Source organism: Candidatus Caldatribacterium sp. SIUC1, assembly GCF_051549785.1.
Taxonomy (GTDB): Bacteria; Atribacterota; Atribacteria; order Atribacterales; family Caldatribacteriaceae; genus Caldatribacterium.
In genome coordinates this window covers 937,154-954,483 of sequence record NZ_CP189974.1, presented here as the reverse complement: position 1 = coordinate 954,483, position 17,330 = coordinate 937,154, and the positions used below count along the sequence as shown (strand labels likewise).

The 17,330-nt window shown below is 57.2% G+C and carries 15 protein-coding genes and 1 tRNA gene; 4 read left to right on the top strand and 12 right to left on the bottom strand.

Features of this window, described 5'->3' with window-relative positions; translation table 11 throughout:
- The 5 genes from ACP6EK_RS04860 to ACP6EK_RS04840 form a co-directional block, all read right to left on the bottom strand.
- Positions 1–990: an ABC transporter permease gene (locus ACP6EK_RS04860; RefSeq protein ID WP_438318683.1), complete on the bottom strand. Its 990-nt coding sequence runs from the start codon at positions 988–990 to the stop codon at positions 1–3.
- Positions 980–2,008 carry an ABC transporter permease gene (locus tag ACP6EK_RS04855; protein WP_438318680.1) on the bottom strand — a complete coding sequence of 343 codons (1,029 nt, stop codon included), beginning with the start codon at positions 2,006–2,008 and terminating at the stop codon, positions 980–982. Before ACP6EK_RS04855 ends, ACP6EK_RS04860 begins: the two co-directional genes overlap by 11 nt.
- Complete coding sequence (locus ACP6EK_RS04850; protein ID WP_438318677.1) at positions 1,998–3,542, bottom strand: sugar ABC transporter ATP-binding protein; 1,545 nt, start codon at positions 3,540–3,542, stop codon at positions 1,998–2,000. The genes ACP6EK_RS04855 and ACP6EK_RS04850 overlap by 11 nt, the downstream gene beginning before the upstream one ends.
- 58 nt (positions 3,543–3,600) lie before the next feature.
- On the bottom strand, positions 3,601–4,617 hold the full coding sequence (gene rhaS, locus ACP6EK_RS04845) for a rhamnose ABC transporter substrate-binding protein (RefSeq protein WP_438318674.1): 1,017 nt from the start codon (positions 4,615–4,617) through the stop codon (positions 3,601–3,603).
- 203 nt (positions 4,618–4,820) lie between these two features.
- Entirely contained in the window at positions 4,821–5,918 is a 1,098-nt protein-coding gene (locus tag ACP6EK_RS04840) for a tetratricopeptide repeat protein (protein ID WP_438318671.1), read from the bottom strand.
- 73 nt (positions 5,919–5,991) lie between these two features.
- Between ACP6EK_RS04840 and ACP6EK_RS04835 the strand changes: the two genes are divergently transcribed.
- From ACP6EK_RS04835 to ACP6EK_RS04825, 3 genes are all read left to right on the top strand, one after another.
- Positions 5,992–6,456: a methylglyoxal synthase gene (locus ACP6EK_RS04835; RefSeq protein ID WP_438318668.1), complete on the top strand. Its 465-nt coding sequence runs from the start codon at positions 5,992–5,994 to the stop codon at positions 6,454–6,456.
- A gap of 12 nt (positions 6,457–6,468) precedes the next feature.
- The gene (locus ACP6EK_RS04830; protein ID WP_438318665.1) at positions 6,469–7,701 is read left to right on the top strand and encodes a serpin family protein; all 1,233 of its coding nucleotides are present in this window, start codon (positions 6,469–6,471) and stop codon (positions 7,699–7,701) included.
- A 258-nt stretch (positions 7,702–7,959) separates the two neighbouring features.
- Positions 7,960–8,952 (top strand): YbgA family protein, encoded by a 993-nt coding sequence (locus tag ACP6EK_RS04825; protein ID WP_438318662.1) that lies wholly within the window; start codon positions 7,960–7,962, stop codon positions 8,950–8,952.
- On the opposite strand, the gene ACP6EK_RS04820 is transcribed toward ACP6EK_RS04825, so the two are convergent.
- Positions 8,949–10,241, bottom strand: a complete 1,293-nt coding sequence (locus tag ACP6EK_RS04820) for a DJ-1/PfpI family protein (RefSeq protein WP_438318660.1) — start codon at positions 10,239–10,241, stop codon at positions 8,949–8,951. The genes ACP6EK_RS04825 and ACP6EK_RS04820 overlap by 4 nt on opposite strands.
- A gap of 151 nt (positions 10,242–10,392) precedes the next feature.
- Here ACP6EK_RS04820 and ACP6EK_RS04815 point away from each other — a divergent pair.
- Positions 10,393–10,466: transfer RNA gene (locus ACP6EK_RS04815), tRNA-Gln, on the top strand.
- Here the strand turns inward: ACP6EK_RS04815 and ACP6EK_RS04810 are convergent.
- Genes ACP6EK_RS04810 through ribF form a run of 6 tightly spaced genes read right to left on the bottom strand, consistent with a single transcriptional unit; the run spans position 10,460 to position 17,315 of the window.
- A complete protein-coding gene (locus ACP6EK_RS04810) occupies positions 10,460–11,566 on the bottom strand; it encodes a TolC family protein (protein WP_438318656.1) in 1,107 nt (368 codons plus the stop codon). The two genes, ACP6EK_RS04815 and ACP6EK_RS04810, sit on opposite strands and share 7 nt — an antisense overlap.
- Before the next feature lie 14 nt (positions 11,567–11,580).
- Entirely contained in the window at positions 11,581–12,798 is a 1,218-nt protein-coding gene (locus ACP6EK_RS04805) for an ABC transporter permease (protein WP_438318653.1), read from the bottom strand.
- Entirely contained in the window at positions 12,795–13,550 is a 756-nt protein-coding gene (locus ACP6EK_RS04800) for an ABC transporter ATP-binding protein (protein ID WP_438318887.1), read from the bottom strand. The genes ACP6EK_RS04805 and ACP6EK_RS04800 overlap by 4 nt, the downstream gene beginning before the upstream one ends.
- Before the next feature lie 8 nt (positions 13,551–13,558).
- Positions 13,559–14,908 (bottom strand): efflux RND transporter periplasmic adaptor subunit, encoded by a 1,350-nt coding sequence (locus ACP6EK_RS04795; protein ID WP_438318650.1) that lies wholly within the window; start codon positions 14,906–14,908, stop codon positions 13,559–13,561.
- Entirely contained in the window at positions 14,905–16,251 is a 1,347-nt protein-coding gene (locus tag ACP6EK_RS04790) for a TolC family protein (RefSeq protein WP_438318647.1), read from the bottom strand. The genes ACP6EK_RS04795 and ACP6EK_RS04790 overlap by 4 nt, the downstream gene beginning before the upstream one ends.
- Before the next feature lie 2 nt (positions 16,252–16,253).
- Positions 16,254–17,315 carry a riboflavin biosynthesis protein RibF gene (gene ribF / locus ACP6EK_RS04785; protein ID WP_438318644.1) on the bottom strand — a complete coding sequence of 354 codons (1,062 nt, stop codon included), beginning with the start codon at positions 17,313–17,315 and terminating at the stop codon, positions 16,254–16,256.
- Positions 17,316–17,330: the final 15 nt, after the last annotated feature.

The window sequence follows — 17,330 nt, the reverse complement described above, 5'->3', positions numbered from 1 at the left end:
TCACAACCCCGCTGGCCGTCTCTTCCGGGTGGCAAGGAGGTTAGGGAACATCACCACACAGATGAGAACAATCCCGATGATGACCATCATGACCTGGCCCGGGACGTTCCGGAGGCCCATTCCGTAGCGAAGCAACCGCATGAGAACGAGAGCAAGGCAGGCCCCCGCAATGCTTCCTTTCCCTCCCGAGGGACTTGCGCCCCCAAGGACGGCAATGGCGATGACCTCAAGCTCATACCCCGTGGCCACATTGGGCCGGGAGCTGCCGAGCTTTGAGGTGAGAAAAATGGCCGCCACCCCTGCCATGAGCCCGTTCAGCGTGAACAGGGTGTGGCGAATCCTGGCCACAGGAATTCCAGAAAAGACGGCTGCTGTTCGATTGGTCCCGATGGCGAAGACCTTCCGCCCAAAGGAAGTCCGGTGGAGCACAAGACCGTACACCAGGGCACAGGCCAGAAAGGCTACGAGGATGAAGGGGACTCCAGTTCCCCCAATGTCCCCCCAGGCAAGGTAGGAGTACCAGGAGGGGAAACCGCCGACGGCCCTGTCCCCAAGAAGGATATACGCAATACCCCGGTACAGGGAAAACCCGGCGAGCGTCACGATGATGGCCGAGAGGTTCGGAACCCGGGAGATGAGAAGACCATTGAGGTACCCGCATCCTGTCCCGACCCCCAGGGCCACAAGCATCGCAAGCCCCATGGACAACCCCGCCTTATAGGACAGGGACATGAGCACAGAAGCAAGCGCCACGATTGAGGCCACGGAGACGTCGATGTCCCCAGCAACGAGGATAAAGACCATGGAGAGCACCATGAACCCGGCCTCAAGGAAAACAGAGAGCGCGCTCATTAGGCTGGTGTAACGGAGGAAATGCGGCGAGATGCGGCTATTTACGAAAAACGTCCCTGCGATGAGCACAAGCAGAAGCCATTCCCAGCGAAATGCCGAAGTCCGTACCCGCTGCACCCGAACGGTCTCAAGCGCCATAGCGCACCATCCTCAGTTCCTCACGCTGCCTCAGCTGTGTTCGCTCGATATTTCGGGCAACGGCAACGTTGACGAGAGCAGCGACGAGGATGATGATTCCCTGCAGGGCCATCTTCCAGAAGGGAGAAACCCGAATCATGGGGAGGGCGTTGTTGATGATGCCGATGGTGATTGACCCGAGCAAAACCCCGGGGATGGTTCCGGCCCCTCCGGAAATGCTCACCCCCCCGAGCACACAGGCAGCGACAACCGTAAGGACGAACCCTGCCGCCGTGTCGTTCTGGGCAGAAGCATACCGGGCCACCCACATCACACCGCCAAGACCAGAGAGCGCTCCTGAGAGCGTATACACAAGCCAGGTGATGAACGTGGTGTCGATGCCGATGACGCGGGCGGCTTCGAGGTTGCTCCCCACGGCGTAGATTTCCCGCCCCGTACGGGTATGGGCGGTAAAGTAGTAGAAGACAACGTACACTAAAAGGGCAATGACGATGAGGTTGGAAAATCCCAAAGCCCTCCCCGTTGCCAGGGCCTTGAAGGACTCGGGCATTTCGTGCGCATCAATCCACTCACCCTTGCTGACGATAAAGGTAATCCCCCGGTAGATGTACATCATGCTCAGGGTGGCAATGATGGGCAACACCCTCCCCCGGGAAATGATAAGACCCGTAATCGACCCGAGAAGACCCCCAAAGCAAAGACCAAAGACAAGCATCAAAAGAGGCGAAAGATACGGGTGGTCCTTGATGGTGATTCCCGCCACCATCCCCGTCAGGGCAAGCACGGATTCTGCCGAGAGGTCAATGCCTCCTGTCACGAGGACCAGCATCATCCCCACGGCCACCACAAGGAGCACCGCAGTATCAACGAGCATGTCGTGGATGTTCCCCCAGGTGAGGAATCTGGGGTTGCGGATGCCGATGAGGACCGAGAGGACAAGGATGAAAACGATAATCCCGAATTCCCGAAGGCCTCGAACTCCAGAGGCAAAGCGCAAAAACCCCCGCTTAGATTCCATGGCCAGTACCCACCACCTCTTGGGTTTTCCGGACCCGACCTCGGTCGATGTTGACGGCCATCTCCATGAGTTTCTCCTGAGTTGCCTCCTCACGGGTGAGGATTCCGCTCACCCGCCCCTCGCACATCACGAGAATCCGGTCGCTCATCCCGAGGATTTCGGGCATCTCCGAGGAAATCATGATGATTCCAAACCCCTCCCTGGCGAGGTCCGACATAATCTGGTGAATGGCGGCCTTTGCCCCCACATCCACCCCGTGGGTTGGCTCATCGAGAATGAGAATGCGCAACCTCGCCGCAAGGAGCTTGGCCACCACGACCTTCTGCTGGTTTCCCCCAGAAAGCGAGCTCACCGGATGGAAAATGGTGGGAGCTTTAATCTGCAAAAGCTCGAGCATCTTCGTGGCAACCTCGCGTTCCCGCTCGGGGTAGAGCCAGCCGTGTTCTGTGAGCTCGTCTAAAACGGCAATGGTGATGTTGTCGGCGATGCTCATGGGGAGGAAGAGCCCCTGTTGCAGACGGTCCTCGGGAAGATACCCGATACCGAGAGCAATGGCATCCATGGGGCTTCTGATGGTGACTTCCTTCCCCTCCACGAAAATCTTCCCCCGGTCCGCTGGAGCAATGCCAAAAAGGGCGTGGGCGACTTCGGTCCGGCCTGAACCCACAAGTCCACTCATGCCGAGGATCTCCCCGGCATGCAGGGTGAAGGAGACGTTGGAGAAATACCCCACCCGGGAGAGCCCCTCGACCCGCAGCAACTCCCTCCCCGGAGTGACCTGGGCTTTGGGGAAAAGCTGGGTGATCTCCCGCCCCACCATGGCCCGGATGAGGTCCTGTTCGGCGATATCCCGGACCATCCAGGTGCCGACCTTTTTCCCGTCCCGGAGCACCGTTACCCGGTCGGCAACCTCATAGATGTCTTCAAAGCGGTGAGATATGAAGATGATCGACGTCCCCTGGGACTTGAGCTTCATCATGATCCGGTAGAGTTCCTCCGCCTCACGCCTGGTCAGCGCAGCGGTGGGTTCGTCCATGATGAGAATGCGGGCGTGAATGGAAAGCGCCTTGGCAATCTCCACAATCTGTTGCTGAGCAGCGCTCAAAGCCCCCACCGGAGTCAGGGGGTCGAGCTCTGCACCCAGAGATTCGAGGAGTTTTTGAGCGCTCTCGTGCATCTCCCGCCAGCGAAGCCGCCTGGAGAGGGGGTGAACGAAAGGATGGCTCAGGAAAATGTTCTCCGTGATGGTCAGATGGGGAAAGGATGCCGGTTGCTGATACACCGCAGCAATCTGATAGCGGCTTGCGACAGTAGGATTGGGAAAGGTGACCCGCTGGCCCCGCCAGAAAATCTCTCCCTCATCCGGCTGGTGCACTCCGGTGATGATTTTAATCAGGGTGGACTTCCCCGCACCGTTCTCCCCCACCAGGGCGTGAATCTCTCCTTCCTCAAGGTCGAAGTCCACACGCTCAAGGGCCCGGACCCCGGGGAAGAATTTGGAAATGCCGCGGAGTTCAAGGATACGTTCTCCCAAAGCTTCTCACCCCACAAAAATGAGGGGGGCGGGGAATCCCCGCCCCTTCTTCTCTTTTTCAGAACACGTCCTTCCACTCGTCGATGTTGGTGGCGTCAAAGCGGAACGGAGGTCCAAGGAGTACCTCGGTGCCGCCGTCACCGGATTTGCGGATGGTGTACTCACCAAGCCGCCCTGCCTTGAAGGTCTCACCTTCCTTACCCGTGATGGTTCCCTCACACAGAAGCCCAGCAACGTAGGCCGCAAGGTAACCCAGGTCCACTGGGTTCCAGAGGAAGAAGGCCTCGCAGGCACCGTTCTTCACCCATTCGGCCATTTCGCTCGGCAGACCAAGACCCGTGAGCTTCACCTTTCCGATGAGCCCGGCATCGGTGATGGCCTTTGCCGCCGCACTGACCCCGACCGTGGTGGGCGAAATGATGCCCTTGAGGTTGGGATAGGACTTGAAAAGCCCCATCGCTTCGTTGTAGCTTTTGTCCCGGAGGTCGTCGCCGTAGACAATAGCCGCAAGGCGCATCTTGGCGTATTTCGGATCCTTCAGCTCCTCCTGCATGTACCGGATCCAGGTATTCTGGTTGGTCATGGTGGCGGCTGCGGAGAGAATGGCAATCTCTCCCTCATACCCAATCATTTCCGCAATGGCCTGAACCTGGAGCTTCCCAATCTGCTCGGCATCGGCCTGGTTGATATGGACCAGGCGGCCTTCGGGGTTCACTGCAGAGTCGAAGGAGATGACCTTGATGCCGCTTGCCATGGCCTTCTTGAGGACCGGCACAAGGGCGTCGAAATCGTTGGCGCTCACGCAGATGGCATCGACCTTCTGGGCAATGAAGTTCTCGATGATTTCAATCTGTCCTTCCACCGTGGGCGTTGCAGGTCCCTGGAAGATGAAGTTATTCCCAAGCTCGTTGCAGGCCTCCTGACCACCCCGGGCACAGGCCTCGAAGAAGGGATTCCCCACGTTCTTCACCAGCATGCCGATGGTGTATCCTTTCGCCCATACCCCGGAAACAAGCGCCAGAGACACAAGCACCACAAGACAAAGCACCAGAAGCACTTTCCGCACGCTCGCCATCCTCCTTTCGGTTTTCTCCGAAATTCTTCAGAAAAACCTCCAGAATGCACCGGCTATTTTTCTCCCTTTTGCCCTCACCTCCCCGTTATTTCTCAGGAGAAATTCTAAGAGAGACCGGGAAATCTGTCAACACTCACTATGACGGCATTTCACCTGCTGGATGCTTCGAAAAAGGATTGGGAAACTCAGCCGGAAAAACCAGACTATGGGAGATTCAAAGGCAATTTGGGGGAAATTGGGAGGAAGTTTGCTCCAAGTTTTCTGTAATTCCTTCGTATATCCTCGAGGACCGTCCCATCCCCTCCCAGGATGAGCCACCGGTACAGCTCAAGATGGATACGCTCGAGTTGAAAGGGCTTCCCCACAAGGAGCCTTTCAGCCTCCTCAAGGAGGGAACAGGCCTCTTCCCGGCGACCCTCAAAAACCCGTATTTCCGAAAGGGCGAGAAGGTGGTACACCATGCCCCGGGTGTCCCGGGTTTTTGCGAAGAGTTCCCGGGCCTCCTGGAGCTTTCCTTCCGCACCTTCCCAGTCCTGAAGCACCTTCAGTGCGGTCCCAAAAGACCACAGCGTCCAGGCATAGGAGACCTCGTCCCCGATATCCCTGTAGAGCTCTTCGGCTCTCCTGAAGTACTCCAGGGCATCACCGAAGTGCTCCATCATCCGGTGGGCATTGCCAATACCGCAGAAAGAGTACGCTTGCCCAAAGCGGTCCCCAACCTCCTGGAAAATGGCATTGGCAGTACCGTAGTGGACGAGGGACTCCTCGAAGTTCCCTGCCACCCGCTCAAGCCCCCCAAGGCCACAGTGGCAGTACCCGATGCCTGAAGGGTCCTCGAGTTGCTCAAAAAGGAAGAGCGCCTCCGTGAAATGCTCCCGGGCTCGCTTTAGCTCCCCCGCCGCCCTCCACAACCCCCCCAAAGCCCAGAGGGCAAAGGCCTCACCTTCGGGGTCATCGTACTCCTCGTAAATCTCCCTGGCCCTTTCGAGGTTCTTTCGGGCCTCCTCAAGCTCCCCAAGACCCCGCTGGGCCAGCCCAAGACCTGCGAGGCAGTCGGCAACCTCGAGGTCGTCCTGCGCACTCTGCGCAAGATGCAGGGCCTCCGTATAGGCTCTTTTTGCCTCTTCGAAGGCCCCAACCATCCGGAGGCAATCCCCAAGGCGCTTCAGTACAAGAAGCCGAAAGGCACCGTCCCCGGAAGGAGTCATCTCGAGGGCCTTTTGAAAGGCCAGGACAGCCTCCCGGAAACAAGAAGCAGCGCGGAGCTCTTCACCCTTTTCGTACAGCTCTTCTTTCCTCATGGTGCTCCTATTATAGCAAAAAGCATCTTACTTCATGGTACAATGGAGAGGAACAGCACGGGAGGTCGAGAGCATGAAGTACCGGGAAGTCCTCATACATCCCAAAAAACGCATTGCCCTTATCGCCCACGACAACAAAAAAGACGAACTCCTGGCCTGGGCAAGGTTCAACCGGGGAACCCTGTCGCAGCACAAGCTCTACGCCACGGGGACAACGGGGGAAATCCTCGAGCGGGAACTCCATCTCCCTATCGTGAAACTCGAAAGCGGTCCTCTTGGAGGGGATCAACAAATCGGGGCAAAAATCGCCGAAGGGGCGATTGACTTTCTCATCTTCTTCTGGGACCCCCTGGAGCCCTTGCCCCATGACCCTGACGTCAAGGCCCTCCTCCGGATTGCCGTGGTCTGGAACATTCCGGTTGCCTGCAACTGGGCCTCGGCGGATTTCCTCATCTCTTCACCCCTGATGCATGAGGAGTACCGGCGTCTCGTTCCCGACTACTCGGCCTACCGCGAACGACTCAAGGTCAAAGAGTGAGGAGGGGAGAACATGCGGCTTCTTGGAACCGTTGTGACTCTGGTGGCCCTTGTGGTTGTCGTTTCAGGGTGTCTGGGAGGGTCGCTGCTGGCTACGGGTACCACGTCTTCCTCCCAGACCTTCACCGAAGGGGTGAACGACTTCGGTCTTCGCCTTGTGAAAACCCTCTGGGAGCAGGAGGGTGGTAACGTCTTTCTCTCTCCCACAAGCATCGCGCTGTGCCTTTCCATGGTGGCCCACGGTGCCCGTGGGGAAACCCAGAGGGAAATGCACGAAACCCTGGGCCTTGCAGCGCTCACCCCTGAAGAGGTTAAAAGACAAAGCGCGCGTCTTGTCGAGACTCTGAACACCGCAAGTTCGGGTGTTACCCTGTACACGGCAAACGCCCTCTGGGCCCGGGAGGGCATCCCGTTTTACCAGACATACCTCGAGGACCTCAAAACGTACTACAGGGCCGAAGCGGAAACCGTTGATTTCACCGATCCTGCCACCATTCCCCGCATCAACCAGTGGGTGAGGGAGAAGACCCGGGGGACCATTCCCACCATCCTCGATCGCCTTCCGGAAAACGCCATCCTCGTCCTCCTCAACGCCACGTACTTCAAGGGAAAATGGGAAACGGCGTTCGACCCTGCCCACACGCAAGATCTCCCTTTCTTTCCCGAAAACGGCACTCCAAAAGACCTCCCCACCATGTGGCAGGAGGGCTCGTTCCTCTACCTCGAAACCGAAGACTTCCAGGCCGTAAAACTCCCCTATGCCGATGAGCGGTTTGGCATGTACCTCTTTCTGCCCCGAAAGCAGGACGGCCTCGGGGCATTCCTTGGAAAGCTCAGCGAAAGCGCCCTTGAGGACTGGATTGCCGCCATGGAAAAGCGGCAGGGAGAGATCTTCCTTCCCCGCTTCCGGGTAACCTTTGAGCGGGTGCTCAACGACATCCTCATCGCCCTGGGAATGGAGAACGTCTTCAACCCCTTCCGGGCAGACCTGAGCGGGATGCTTCCAGTATCCCCCAGCGCCAATGCCTATCTCAGCGAGGTCAAACACAAGAGCTTCCTCGAGGTCAACGAAGAGGGGACCGAAGCCTCTGCGGTCACCTCAGGCATTATTGCCATCACTGCCGTGCCGCTCCCCGGTGAGCGCTTCACCATGCGCGTGGACCACCCGTTTTTCCTCATCATCCGGGACGAAAGGGACGGAAACGTGCTTTTTGCCGGAGCCATAGAGAATCCCGAAGGTTCGTAAAGAGAAGGAGCGTTCCTTTGTGGCCGGTGCTTTCTGGGCTTTTACGAGGTGTCCCGTGCGTTGATATTTCGATACCGTGACGAAAAGCCCGCCGTTCAGGGTCACTGTTTGGGTTTCCTATGCCGCTAAAGGGGTGAGGTACAGTAGAGGTTACTCGCCCTCCTTCAGTACCGGGAAGAGGTTGGAGGAATCACGGCTTTACTCTCAATGGAGTAACCGGTACAATGGAGCAAAGTGTCTTCTCAAGAACTCCGGATTATGGCCGAAGTTTTCTGGAACCGGGACTTTCCAAGGCCCAGAATTGTGGTGAGCCAGTGTCTCGGGTTTGCTCCCTGCCGGTACGATGGAGCAATCATCGAGGATGCTTTTGTCCGGGAGCTTGAACCCTTCGTTGAATTCATCCCGGTATGCCCTGAGGTTGCCATTGGGCTTGGGGTCCCCCGAAAACCCATCCGCATCGTCCTCAAAGACGGAGAACGACGCCTCCTTCAGGAGGAAACCGCAAAGGACCTTACAGAAGCGATGAGGCATTTTTCGGAAACGTTCCTCACCCTCCAGGGGGTGCACGGATTCATCCTCAAGGCAAAATCCCCCTCCTGTGGTCTTAGGGACGTGAAAATCCATGCCCCTTCAGGGAAAGTCCTTGCCCTGGGGAACGGGATGTTTGCCGAAGCGGTTCTCAGGAAATACCCCTACCTTGCCATTGAAAGCGAAAAGCGTCTTGAGAACCTGGCCATCCGTGAGCATTTCCTGGAGAAGGTCTTTGCCCTTGCTGACCTTGAAGAAACGCTCAGGACGAAATCTCCGGGGAAACTCGTGGATTTCCATACCCGATACAAGCTCTTCCTCCTTGCCCACCACCAGGGGGAAACGCAGCTTTTAGGGAAGATCGTCGCCCGGGTCTCTGAAAATGTGGACGAGGCTTTTACCGCCTATGCGACTCACTTCCTCCAGGCAATCCGGCGTGCCATGAATCGAAGACTCGTCATAAACGTCCTGTACCACGTCCTCGGCTACTTCAAGGACAAAATCACCCCGCAGGAAAAGGCTTTCTCCCTGCATCTTCTTGAGGAATTCCGAAGGGGTGCCATTCCCCTTCTTGTCCTCACAAGCCTTGTGGAATCGTGGGTTTTGCGCTTTGAAGAACCGTACCTCCTGCGTCAGGTCTTTTTCCGCCCGTATCCCGAAGCCCTGCGACCAAAGGAATTCCAGGACCTCCTTCCGGAACGGGACTTCTGGAAAACCCCCTAAGAAGAGCGCAAAAGTGCCTCAGTCATCGCATCCATGAACTCCGGGACGTCATCGGGGACCCGACCGGTGACGATTCGTCCATCAACGACTGCAGACCACTCAAAGCTGTAGGTCCCACCCATGATGGGCACTGCGTCTTTACAGGCCAGCCACCCGGCGCTTTTCTTCCCCTCAAGAATCCCTGCAGCCGCCAGCGCAATGGGTGCATGGCATATCCCGGCAACAACCTTCCCTGCGTCATAGGCTCTCCGGAGAAAGTCAAGAGGCGTCTCAGCCACGATGCAGTTCCAGGGGCAGAAGGCTCCGGGAATCATCACAAGGTCTAAATCGTCCGGGGCAATCTCTCCCAGGGGAACCACAGTGTAGTACCCCCGGGGAACTTCCTGCAGGGGAACGGAGACGCCAAAGTTCCCCACAACGACGTCAAGACCAAGAAGAGGAGGTCGGGATCGAACGGGGGCCTGGAACGTCCCAAGACACACCTCCGCTCCCCGAAAGAGGAACTCAAGAACCGGAACCACGAGCTCCACATCCTCAAAGTCCTCCCCGGCTACAATGACCACCCGTTTTCCCCTGAGGATGTTCTCTCGCTCATCGGAAAAAGCAGGGTCAAAGTACCGGCAGAGCCAGCGAACAAACCGTGGAGTATCCACGGTGTCCCGGGCGGTGAGGATATTCCCATCAAGCACCACCGGAGCGTTTTCAAACGCTTTCATCCGGCGCAGGAAAAACGACACCACCTTACTCCCTGTGGCCCGCCTGCCCTGGAGGATCCCGGCACTGATGAGGGTGAGACCACCGTCACCTATGGCTCCAACGAGTGCTCCACGCTCGCACAGGGCCTGGAGGAAGCAAATCACCTCGTTTTCGGTCATCATGACGTCGGCGGAGTGACCTCCAAGGACCACGAGGGCGTCGTACTCTTCCGGTCTTGCTTCTCTCAGAGGCCTGAAACCGTACCGGTTAGGGCTTATCGTGGGAATGGGGTCAACGCTCATATCCCACATTCCGGTGACCCCTTTCCCTTTCACGTGAGGCCGCGTCCACTTCCAAGTCACCCAGTCAACGAGGAGAAATTCCGGTGTGCCCCCAAATTCGCTCAGGTACTCGGCAAGGTAGTACGCCTGGAAATCGCTGAATTCGCTGGCCACAAGAAGGCCGACACGCTTCCCTGCAAGGGGGCCCTGGGGTTTCTTCTTCCCCGCATGAGAACCCTCCCAGAACAGGACCCCGTCGCGCTCTACAATACTTACCCCGGTTCTTCTCGCAACCTCAAGGAAAGAGGACATCTATTCCACCTCCTCGCCAAACCAGAATGAAAGGATGAAGGAACCAGAGAAGCACCAGGCCCTCTTTCTGAAATCTCCCGTCAAAGTCCTTTGAGACTCCAAATCCCCTTGAAAGTTCGGGAAAACCGTGGTATGATACCTTTGCTCCTGCTGAGAGGTCGTCTAAGGGTAGGACACGTGACTCTGGATCACGTAGTGGTGGTTCGAATCCACCCCTCTCAGCCATTTTCTTTTCCCGTCTCTTTTCTCGGAGTAAGCTTCCCCCGCTCTTCGAGGTCCGCTCCCAAAGCGTTATAGAACTTCGCCCGGGCAATGTGGTAGTCAAAGAGCGCCTGGAGGTAATCGCTTTCTGCCTTGTAAAGGTCGTTCTGCGCCTCAAGAAGGTCAAGGAGCGTAATGACCCCCGCATCGAACCGGGCCTGCTGAACGGCAAGGGTCTCCCGTGCGACCTCGAGGTTCTTCCGGGCGATGGGGACGTTCTTCAAAGCAGCGAGGAGGTCCGAAAACTTCTGTTCCACCTCGAGGATAATCGACTCTCTGGTGTTCTCAAGCTCTTCTTTCGCCACCTCAAGATTCACCCTGGCCTTTTCTCGTTCCAGGGCAGGAGTATAGGAGGTCACCACCGCAAGCTCTTTCTGACGCAGGGCGAGGGTCTCTTCTTTCTCCTTGACCTCCGGTCGGTGGAGCAAAGCGTACTGGATGCAGGCATCGTGATCGAGCTCCTCGGGCTCAAAGGAGAGGTCTGTCGAAAGAGTGAAGTTTGCCTCAAGCCCCTGCCCCAGGATACTCCCCAGATTCATCCGGGAAAGGGCAAGGTTTCGCTCGGCTCTCTCCACTTCAAGGCGAGCCCGGTCAACCTCGAGTTCATTCCGGAGCACGTCAATTTTCGCCACAACACCCAGAGAGAACTTGGTCCGGGTATCCTCAAGCTGTTTCTCAAGTCGGGCGAGATTCTCCCGCGCAAGACCAAGGGCCCGTTCTGCCTTGAGGACGTTGTAGTACGCCTCTTCAATGCTGAGGGCAAGCTGCATGCGCTGCAGGGCGAAATTCCTCTGTGCGCTTTGCCAGGTATTCTCGAGCCGGAGCTCAGAGACCACCGAGGGGTTCAGGAGAAGGTTCGCCTTCCCCTCCCTGTACTGCAGTTCCTGAACCTTCAGGGATAACTCAGCAAGGCGAATCGTTCGGCTTTTCTGAAGGCCAAGTTCAATCGCCTCTTTGAGCGAGAGCGACGTTGGGGTCTTCGCCTCCTCCCCGAAGACCAGTCCCATATCCCAGAAGACAGTGAACACCAGAATCGCGAGAATTCCTAAAATCCTTAACTTCATATCCATCCCTCCTTCTACTCGTAACGGAGTGCCGTAATGGGGTCGAGACGACTCGCCCTCCGGGCCGGATATATCCCGAAAAAGAGCCCCACAGCCAGAGAAACTGAGAGGGCCAGGGCCATGACCTGTGGCGAGAGCACGAAGGGAAACTGGGAGAAGGACGCCATGGTCCTGCCAGCAAGAATGCCAAGAACGAGCCCCACCACTCCCCCCACAAGGCTCAAAAGCGAAGACTCCAGGAGGAACTGCAGGAGGATATCCCGGGGTTTTGCCCCGATGGCCTTGCGAAGGCCGATCTCCCGGGTTCTCTCCGCCACGGACACAAGCATGATGTTCATGATGCCGATGCCTCCCACAAGGAGCGAAATACCAGCAATGACGGCAAGGAAAAGCGTGACGGTCCCCGTCACGCTCTCCACAGTTTCCAGAAGGTCCTGCTGGTTCAGGATGGAGAACTGCTCAGGGTCTCCGATTTTCCTCGTGAAGAAATCAGAAAGCCACTGCGACACAAGGGGAATGTTCTCCTTTTCGTTCACCTGGACAATGATGTTCCGGAGATACCGGTCTCCCGTGAGGTACTGCCGGAACGTCGTGAGGGGGATGAACACCTGATTTCCCAGATCCTGGCCACCCATGGTCTTCGGCTCAAGCACACCCACCACAGTAAAAATCGTTCGTCCGACTCGGATTGAGGCCCCCACAGCAAGGAGAGGATCCCCAAAAAGGTCCTGGGCCACCGTGTGTCCCAGAATCGCCACTTTCCGGGAGCGGGAGTAGTCATATCCGCTGAAGGAACGACCACCAAGGAGCGTGAAGTTACGAATCTCCAGCAACTCCGGTGTCGTCCCCACCACGTTTACGAAAACGCTCTCCCGGGCAAAGGTCACGGGTAGGCTGGTCGTCGCCTCCGTCGTCACCGCCCGAATGCCGGGGAAGGGGGTAGCCCGGAGTTCCTGGAAGTACTCGTACTTGAGGACATTTCCCCCTCCCCGGGCCATGAACATCCCCATGGGTCCTGCACCCTGGCGAACCTTTCCGGGAATGACGGTGAGGATGTTCGACCCGAGGCTGCTTATTTGATCCACAATCTGCGCCCGCATACCCTGCCCAAGGCTCACCATGGCGACGACGCTTGCCACCCCAATGATAACCCCAAGCATGGTGAGGAAGGACCGGAGCTTGTTGGCGAAAAGATTGAACAGTGCGGTCTGAAAGCTCTCCGAGAAGTTCATCCTGCTTCCTCCAGCAAATTCCGCTGCCTTTTGAGCTCCTCAAGGAGCCGGCGGGCGTCAATACGGTCGGTGACGTCTTCATTTTTGAGAATCTTTCCATCCCGGAAGTGGATGACCCGGCGGGCGTGCTGGGCAATGTCCCGCTCGTGGGTCACAAGGATGATGGTCCGCCCCTCCTCGTTGAGTTCCTGGAAAATGCTCATGATCTCTTCTCCCGAGAGGGTATCGAGATTCCCTGTGGGCTCATCGGCAAGGATGATGGCCGGATCGTTCACCAGCGCCCGGGCAATGGCCACCCGCTGCATCTGTCCTCCCGAGAGTTCATTCGGCCGGTGGTGCATTCTCTCCCCAAGGCCCACCCGCTCAAGGAGGTCCCGGACCCTCCGGACCCGGATGTTCTTTGGCACCGAAGCGTAGAGGAGGGGGAGTTCCACGTTCTGGAAAGCGGTGAGGCGCGGCAAGAGATGGAAATTCTGGAAAACGAAACCGATTTTCCGGTTCCGGATTTCGGCAAGCTGATGCTCCCGCAGGGAAGAAACCTCAACACCGTCGAGGATGTACCGACCTTCTGTTGGGGTGTCAAGGCATCCCAGGATGTTCATAAGGGTGGTTTTGCCTGAGCCTGAGGGACCCATGATGGCGATGAACTCCCCGGGATGCACCTCAAAGGTCACCCCCTTGAGTGCCTGAACCTCCACTTTCCCCGTGCGGTACACCTTGACCAGGTTCTCAACACGGATGATGGGTTGCACTCTCTGGCTCACCCTCCCGGTGGAGGACCTTGAGGAGCCGGTGGAGGACCCTGAGGAACCGGACCTACACGAACCTGTACGTCTCTCTGTGCACCCCCTGAGGTGCTCGAAGGAGAAACCTCTGCACCCTCTGGTGGGGTCACAAAGACCTCCTCACCCTCCTGAAGTCCTTCCACGACCTCAACAAAAGCGTCGTTCCGAATTCCAAGGACCACCGCCCTGCGCTCGGGCTGTCCCTGGGCATTCTTCACGAAGACAAAAGTTCTTTGTCCCTCCTCTTTCACCGCACTTGCCGGAACAAGCAGAGCGTTCTCCTTTTCCTGAATGATAATCTCTACATTGGCCGTCATCCCCGCCCGAAGGAGGTTGTCGGGATTCGCCAGGTGCACCGTGGTGTCATAGGTCACCACGTTCTCGCTGGTTTTCCCCTGGTAGGCCACCGCTACAACCTGACCCTCAAAAGTTTTCCCGGGGAAGGCATCAAGGGTAATCCGGGCAGTTTGCCCAATCCGTACCCTGGGGATGTCCACCTCGTTCACTGGAACGTCCACCTTCATCGTCGAGAGGTCAGCAACCACAACAGGGGTTGTCCCTCCCGAGGCGCTGGTGCCGCTTGAAACGAAATCGCCCTCCTCCACGTTCACCTCAAGGACGATGCCCTTAAGAGGAGAACGAATCTCGGCCTTTTCAATTCGCCGCTCCACCGAACGCAGAGAGGCTTCGATTTCTTCAATCCGCGCCTTTACCCGCTCCACGTCTTCTTCCTTTGGTTTCCTCTTCGTCTCCTCAAGCTCTGCCCTTGCCACGGCAAGAGCCTTTTCTTTTTTCGTCACCTCGTTCCGGCTGGCTTCGAGCTCTTCCTGGGATATGGCTCCCGAGGCAAAAAGCCGTTCATTCCGGGCAAGGGTCTTCTTCGCTTCCTCATACGCCAGAAGGGCCTCCGTATACTGGGCCTCTTTTGAGCGGAGCTCCACCTCAGTCGGCCCGGAAAGCAACTCCTCAAGGTCAACCTGGGCTGATTTGAGCTGCGCCAGAATCTGCGAGCGGGTGATTTCAAGGTCTTCGGTGTCCAGGCGAAGTAGCACCTGGCCCCTTTCAACGCTCTCCCCTTCCCTAACGAGGACCTCCGCAACTTTTCCGCTCTCCTCCGCAATAATCGAGACCTTCGAGAGCGGCTCAAGGGTGCCGAGTTCCGATACCGTATCGGCGATCCTCCCCCGTCGCACGGGAACGGTCTGAGAAGATGCAACGGTTTTCTGCTTCGCCTGAGAGGCCCTCTGCCCCTGCTGGGGAAAACATCCGCCGAGAAAGACAGCGAAAAGAACAAGGGCAACGAAGAGTACCACGACTTTTTTCATTGCCTCTCGTCTCCTTCCTGAGGAAACAGGGTTTCCCAAAGAATAGGCTGTTCCGTACTCCGGAGAAAGGCGACAAAGCTTGCCAGAAGGTCACAAAAAGCATTTTCGTACGTTACCTGGGCCTGTGAAAGACGGTATTCGCTCTCAAGAAGGGTCACCTGGTCGATACTCCCAAGTTCCCACTGCTTCATTATCCGGGCATGCCGCTCCCTTTCGGCTTCAAGGAGCATCCGCTTCCCCTCCAGAGTATCCCAGGCTTCACAGAGTGAAAGGTACTTCTCCCGGATATCGAAAAGTACGGTGGCCTTTTCTGTCTCAAGGTCAAGGAGGAGGGCCTTTTGCCTGAGTTCCACCTGCTTTTTTTCTTCTGAAAGGCTCGGGGAGAACGACCACGAAACGGAAAGACCCACGCCGAAATGCTCCCCCGAGGAAACTCCCTGAGTACCAAGAGGTTTCTTGAGGACGATGTCGAGGGATTTCGCCGAAAAGTTGTAGCCCGCGGTCAAAGACCAGCCGTCTTTGCTGTAGGTTCCCTCAAGGGTAATCTGAGGAAGGCCTTTTCGGCGAAGCTGAGCTTCCTGCGCTTTCAGAACTCTCCTCTGTCCCTCAAGATCCTCAACTTCATCCCGTATCGAAACGAAATCCTGGAGGGCGAGGTCTCTGGAAAACGCAGGGAGCTTTTGAGGAAGGGGCCGAAATGTCACCTCTTCCCCGGGCATTTCCTCCCCAAGAAGCTGGAAGAACCGTTCCTCAAGAAGGCGGAGCCTCTCTTTCAGGGCCCGAACCTTTCCTTCCTGTTCCCTGTACTGCCCTTCGGCTTCCTGGAGGGCGAAAGCCGCTGCTTCCCCCTTCTCATACCCTTCCTTGAGGCGCTCAAGACGCCCCTTGAGGAGTTCGAGGCTTTTCTCCTCAAGAGCAAGGGTGTTCTTCGCCTTGAGAATTTCCAGGTACGAGGTGACGACGCTCTTTTTCACTTCTTCCCTCGTTGCTTCCAGAGCCCTCTCTGCCTTTTCAAGGCTGACCTTTGCTTCTTCCCAGAGCGAAGCGTCAAAGGAGATGGTATCCTGAAGTTCTAACGACAACCCTTCTGGGGACTCTCCGGAAAGCCGTATCGTTTCTCCAACGGCAATCGCCGGGGAAAAGGTGTTTTCCCGAGCCTTTCGCAGCGCAGAGCGGGCAACTTCCACTTCGATCTCGGCTTTCTTGATCTCCCGGTTCCCAAGAAGCGCCCGTTCCAGAGCCTCCTTAAGAGAGATATCCTGGCCCCTCCCCTGGGCCCCGGAAAACAGGCAAACCCCCACAAAGAGCAGCACGGAGAGCAGAAGTTCCCGGTACCTTTTCACCTTCAGCCCGCCTTTCGGCTTTTTTCCCATTGTACCACGCCGGGTTCCCAGAAGTTCCGGCACGCTACAGGGAAGTATAGCAGCCCTCTGTGAAGAATTTGTGACGAATCTGTGAAATTCCTGCTATACTCTCCTCGATGCTCCCGAAGCCCCTGCGCAGCCCCTTTTGGGGCAGAAAGCCCCGACTGGTCTTTCTGGAGAAAGACCTCAAGGTCTTTCTGAATCTGTCTTCTGAGAGCTTCCTCTGAAGAGAAGACCATCTCTTCCCGCACGAATTCCTCAAAAGTAACGCAGATTCTCCGACCGTAGAGCTCTGGGAAAGGGGATGAGGGAACGAAGACTTCGACGACCCGGCGGTGCGTATCGTGGAAGGTTGGCCGGCTCCCGGTATAAATAAGGGCGTTCCAGGAGGTTTCCTCCGGGCTCTCCCAGGAGACCCTCCCGGTGTACACTCCCGGCGGAGGCAGGAGTTTCCGCGAGGGTGGATGGAGGTTCAAAGTGGGGAAACCCAGGGTTCTCCCGATTCTCCGCCCTCTCCGGACCCTCCCGATAACCATAAAGGGGAATCCAAGGAGCTCATTCGCCTGGGTGAGCCTTCCATCAAGGAGGTGTTCCCGAATTCGGGAGCTTGAGACCACTTCTCCCTGCACCCGGTATGAGGGAACCACCACAACCTCCGTACCCCGGGGAGCGAAAAAATCCCGAAGGAGCACACTGTCTCCCTGGCGCTCGAAGCCGAAGCGGAAGTTCTCGCCCACACAGATTGCCCGGGGGTGGAAATACTCCACCACCGTGTTCAGGAAATCCAGAGGGGCAGTTTCCCGAAGAGCCTGGTTGAATCGGAGGAAGTACAGGAAGGCCCCGGGGAAGAAGTGCTCAAGGAGGAGGTACTTCTCACCATATGAGGTCAGGTACTTCACGCCCTCCCGGGGGAGTAGCGCCTTCTGGGGATGAGGGTAGAAGGTCACCACACAGAGGGGGGTCTCCGGTGACGACCTCGCCAGAGCCTCAGCCAGAACCCGGCGGTGACCGCGGTGAAAACCGTCAAAAAACCCGATGGCCACAACACTCTCCTGGGG

Bases quoted from the DNA above. Each gene is read 5' to 3' on its own strand.
- ACP6EK_RS04810 (WP_438318656.1), bottom strand. From the start codon at position 11,566: ATGAAGTTAAGGATTTTAGGAATTCTCGCGATTCTGGTGTTCACTGTC.
- rhaS (WP_438318674.1), bottom strand. From the start codon at position 4,617: ATGGCGAGCGTGCGGAAAGTGCTTCTGGTGCTTTGTCTTGTGGTGCTT.
- ACP6EK_RS04840 (WP_438318671.1), bottom strand. From the start codon at position 5,918: ATGAGGAAAGAAGAGCTGTACGAAAAGGGTGAAGAGCTCCGCGCTGCT.
- ACP6EK_RS04860 (WP_438318683.1), bottom strand. From the start codon at position 990: ATGGCGCTTGAGACCGTTCGGGTGCAGCGGGTACGGACTTCGGCATTT.
- ACP6EK_RS04855 (WP_438318680.1), bottom strand. From the start codon at position 2,008: ATGGAATCTAAGCGGGGGTTTTTGCGCTTTGCCTCTGGAGTTCGAGGC.
- ACP6EK_RS04820 (WP_438318660.1), bottom strand. From the start codon at position 10,241: ATGTCCTCTTTCCTTGAGGTTGCGAGAAGAACCGGGGTAAGTATTGTA.
- ACP6EK_RS04830 (WP_438318665.1), top strand. From the start codon at position 6,469: ATGCGGCTTCTTGGAACCGTTGTGACTCTGGTGGCCCTTGTGGTTGTC.
- ACP6EK_RS04825 (WP_438318662.1), top strand. From the start codon at position 7,960: ATGGCCGAAGTTTTCTGGAACCGGGACTTTCCAAGGCCCAGAATTGTG.
- ACP6EK_RS04795 (WP_438318650.1), bottom strand. From the start codon at position 14,908: ATGAAAAAAGTCGTGGTACTCTTCGTTGCCCTTGTTCTTTTCGCTGTC.
- ACP6EK_RS04835 (WP_438318668.1), top strand. From the start codon at position 5,992: ATGAAGTACCGGGAAGTCCTCATACATCCCAAAAAACGCATTGCCCTT.
- ACP6EK_RS04805 (WP_438318653.1), bottom strand. From the start codon at position 12,798: ATGAACTTCTCGGAGAGCTTTCAGACCGCACTGTTCAATCTTTTCGCC.